The sequence below is a fragment of the Streptomyces sp. SID5910 genome (genome assembly GCF_009862125.1).
GTDB lineage: Bacteria > Actinomycetota > Actinomycetes > Streptomycetales > Streptomycetaceae > Streptomyces.
Genome location: NZ_WWHX01001021.1, coordinates 1 through 3,867, shown reverse-complemented (window position 1 = coordinate 3,867; position 3,867 = coordinate 1). Strand labels below are relative to the sequence as shown.

General features: G+C 71.5%; 4 protein-coding genes. 2 read left to right on the top strand and 2 right to left on the bottom strand.

Translation table 11 applies throughout. From position 1 onward, the window contains the following. Positions 1-63 precede the first annotated feature (63 nt). The gene (locus tag GTW67_RS35915) at positions 64-2,376 is read left to right on the top strand and encodes an arylsulfatase (protein WP_161168895.1); all 2,313 of its coding nucleotides are present in this window, start codon (positions 64-66) and stop codon (positions 2,374-2,376) included. Between the two features lie 52 nt (positions 2,377-2,428). Here the strand turns inward: GTW67_RS35915 and GTW67_RS35910 are convergent, their stop codons facing one another. Beyond that, positions 2,429-2,704 (bottom strand): DUF4190 domain-containing protein, encoded by a 276-nt coding sequence (locus tag GTW67_RS35910; protein WP_161168894.1) that lies wholly within the window; start codon positions 2,702-2,704, stop codon positions 2,429-2,431. A gap of 2 nt (positions 2,705-2,706) precedes the next feature. Next, complete coding sequence (locus tag GTW67_RS37330; RefSeq protein ID WP_202438150.1) at positions 2,707-2,868, bottom strand: hypothetical protein; 162 nt, start codon at positions 2,866-2,868, stop codon at positions 2,707-2,709. A gap of 294 nt (positions 2,869-3,162) precedes the next feature. Between GTW67_RS37330 and GTW67_RS35905 the strand changes: the two genes are divergently transcribed. Continuing rightward, positions 3,163-3,867 (top strand): S8 family serine peptidase (locus GTW67_RS35905; protein ID WP_161168893.1); only part of this gene is annotated, 705 nt, incomplete at its 3' end.

Below are 3,867 nucleotides of genomic sequence, written 5' to 3'. Positions count from 1 at the left end.
ACTGGCCCGTCTCTTCCCGGCCCCCATCACCGACAGCACCGACGTGGACGCGGAGGTCCCCGCATGAGCAGCGCCACCCGACGCGACCCGTACGAGGGCTTCGCCGGCCGCGTCGGACGCACCTTCGCCGAGTCCGAACCGGCCTGGCCCGCGCCCGCCCCCACGGGCAAGGCGCCGAACATCGTCGTCGTCCTCGTGGACGACATGGGGTACAGCGACATCGGCCCGTTCGGTTCGGAGATCCCGACGCCCGTCCTCGATCGCCTCGCCGACGACGGGGTACGGCTGACCAACTACCACACCATGCCGCTGTGTTCCCCGGCACGGGCGGCCCTGCTCACCGGTCTCAACCCGCACCGTGTCGGCTACGCCATGGTCGCCAACTCGGACCCGGGCTTCCCCGGTTACGGCATGCAGATCGCCGACGACATCCCCACCCTCGCCGAACTGCTCCACGACGCCGGATACGCCACCTACGCCGTCGGCAAGTGGCACCTCGTGCGCGACTCCGCGTCCAACGCGGCGGACGACCGCGCCAGCTGGCCCCTCCAGAAGGGCTTCGACCAGTACTACGGCGTGCTGGAGGGCCTCACCAGCCTGTTCCACCCGCACCAGCTCGTCCGCGACAACAGCCCGCTCGACATCGACGAGTTCCCCGACGACTACTACTACACCGACGACATCACCGACCAGGCGATCGCCATGGTGAAGTCGCTGCGCGCCCACGACCAGGACAAGCCGTTCTTCCTGTACCTCGCCCACAACGCGGTCCACGGGCCGCTCCAGGCCAGGGCCGAGGACATCGACCGGCACCGGGGACGCTACGACGACGGCTGGGACGCCCTGCGCGAGCGGCGCTTCGCCGCGCAGAAGGCCGCCGGCCTCTTCCCGCCCGGCACCGAACTGCCCGACCGCAACAGCGAGGCGGGCCTCGACGTGCCCGCCTGGGACAGCCTCACCGAGGAGCAGCGCGCGCTGTACGCCCGCTACATGGAGGTGTACGCGGCGCTCGTCGACAACATCGACCAGAACCTCGGCCGCCTCACCGACACCCTGGACGCGCTCGGCGAACTCGACAACACCATCATCGTCTTCACCTCCGACAACGGCGGCACCGGAGAGGGCGGCGCCGAGGGCACCCGCTCCTACTTCAGCCGCTTCGTCCACCACCCGGCGCTGCCGGGCGACTGGACGCCCGACGTCGACCGGGACCCCGAGCTGATCGGCGGCCCCCGCAGCCTCGTCCACTACCCGCGGGGCTGGGGCATGGCGTCCAACACCCCGTTCCGCCTCTACAAGGGCCACACCTACGCCGGCGGCGTGCGCGTCCCGTTCCTGCTGTCCTGGCCCGACGGTGCCCGGGAGGGACGGCTCGACCCGGGCCTGCGCCCGCAGTACCAGTACGTCACCGACATCGCGCCCACCCTGCTGGAACTGGCCGGTCTGGCACGCCCCGACGCCCGGCGCGGACGCACCCTCCAGGAACCCGACGGCGCGAGCTTCGCCCCCGTCCTGGCCGAGGCCGCCCACGACTCCACGCACCGCGAGCAGTACTGCGAGATGAGCGGCAACCGCAGCCACTACCGGGACGGGCACAAACTCGTCACCCTGCACCGTCCTGGGGCGCCCTACGACGACTCCGAATGGGCGCTGTACGACATCCGCACCGACCCCACCGAGATCCACGACCTGGCCGCCGAGCGCCCGGACCTCGTCAAGGAGCTGTCGGCGGCCTGGGAGGAGGCGGCCTGGCGCAACGGCGTCTTCCCGCTGCCGGACGGCAGCGGAGCCCTCGCCCGCCGCAACCCCGCGGAACGGCGGCTCGCCCGGCCGCTCACGCTGCTGCCCGGTACGCCGGAACTGGAGCGCTACCGCTCCTCCCGGCTGATCTCGCTGTGTTCCTTCGACATCGAGGTCCTGCTCGACGAGACCGGCGAAGGCGTCCTCGTCTCGCACGGCGACCAGGGCGGCGGCTACAACCTGCACGTCGAGGACGGACGGCTGCGCCTCGCCTACAACGAGTACGGCGTCCTGCACGAGACGGACGCAGGCCCCCTGGCGGCGGGCCCGCACCTCGTCCTGCTGAGTGCCACGGCCGAGGAGGGCCTGCGCTGGCGGTTCACCCTGTCCGTCGACGGGACCGAGCGGGCCGTGTCCGGCAGCGTGCACCAGCTCATCGGCATGGCGCCCTTCCAGGGCATCAGCGTCGGCGTCGACCGCAAGTCGCCCGTCTCCTGGCCCCTGTACGAGCGCCACCGGAGCTTCCGGTTCACCGGACGGCTGAGGTCGGTGACGTACCGGCCCGGAGCGCCGGGCCCCGACTCCCTGGAAGCGGTGGCCACCGCGCTGCGCGAGGCGGCGGCCGCGTTCGAGTGATGCCCGGGGCCGAGGCATCGCCGCCGGTGATCCGGGGTGCGGGGGCGATGCCTCAGCCGGTCAGGACCGACCACGGGGAGCCGCCGTGCACGAGCACCAGCACGGCGAGCACGACGAGGTCGGCGATGCCGAGACCCAGGCCGAGGTAGGCGCGGAAGCGGCGCGGGGTGCCGCGGCGCAGGGCGATGGCGGCCAGGACGATGGCGATCGGGCCGAGGACGAGGTTGAGGACGAGAAGTCCCACCAGTCCGAGGACGAAGGAGGCCACCGCCATGCCCTCGGTGTCCCGCAGTCCTGTCCGCCGTGACCTCTCCGCGGTCAGTCGCATGCCTAGGCCCTCCTCGCGTTGCGGCGCTTGCGTTCACGGGTCGTGAAGACGAGGAGCCACAGGAGGATCCCGGCCCCGAGTACCACGGCGACCGGCCACGGCAGGTACGCGGCCGCGCCGACGAGGATGCCCAGCAGGAGCAGGGCCACAACCAGGAAGAGCATGCTCAACCTCTCCTTGCTCAACGGTCCATGACACACCGGTGTACCCGCGAGTAGCCCTCTCACGCGTGCCGCCTGATACGAGGGGTCCGCCGGTTGTTGTGTCGTGCGCATGGCAAGCTTGTTGACGCTTCGTCAACTGCATTGCCGGTCCTTCCTGTTGTGGGCAACTCTTGATCGCAGTCCGGAGCGGAATGCCACGCCCCGCCCCGGCAGGGGTGCGCGATCACGCGCACCCGCCCCCACAGACGCGCGCCCCACCCGTGCGCGCGCCGCCAAGAGGAGGAACCCCTCGTAATGGCACAACTGCGGAGCAAGAGAATACGGTTCGCCGCGATCGCCGCTGTCGCGGCGACCACCCTGGCCGGCGGTCTCGCCGCCGTCCCCGCCCAGGCCGCCCCCGCCGAGGGCAAGGTCATCGGTGCCGGTTCGCCCACGGCGGTCCGGGACAGCTACATCGTGACGCTGCGGAAGGACGCCGGCTTCAAGGCCTCCTCGGCCACGGGCAGGGAGCTGGTCGAGGAGTACGGCGGCAGCGTGAACAAGACGTTCGGCAGCGCGCTGAACGGCTACACCGCCACCCTCTCCGCGACGGAGGCGGGGCACCTGGCCGCCGACCCGGCGGTCGCGGCCGTCGAGCAGAACCAGCGGGTCCGCGTCGCCGACACCACGCAGTCCAACGCGCCCTGGGGCCTGGACCGCATCGACCAGGCCTCCCTGCCGCTGTCCGGCACCTACACCTACCCGGACAGCGCCGGCAGCGGTGTGACGGCCTACGTCATCGACACCGGCGTACGCATCACGCACCAGCAGATCAGCGGCCGTGCCACCTACGGGTACGACGCCGTCGACGGCGACACCAGTGCCGCGGACGGCAACGGCCACGGAACCCATGTGGCCACCACCATCGCCGGCTCCACCTACGGCGTGGCCAAGAAGGCGAAGATCGTCGCCGTGCGGGTGCTGGACAACAACGGCTCGGGGACGACCGCCGGGGTCATC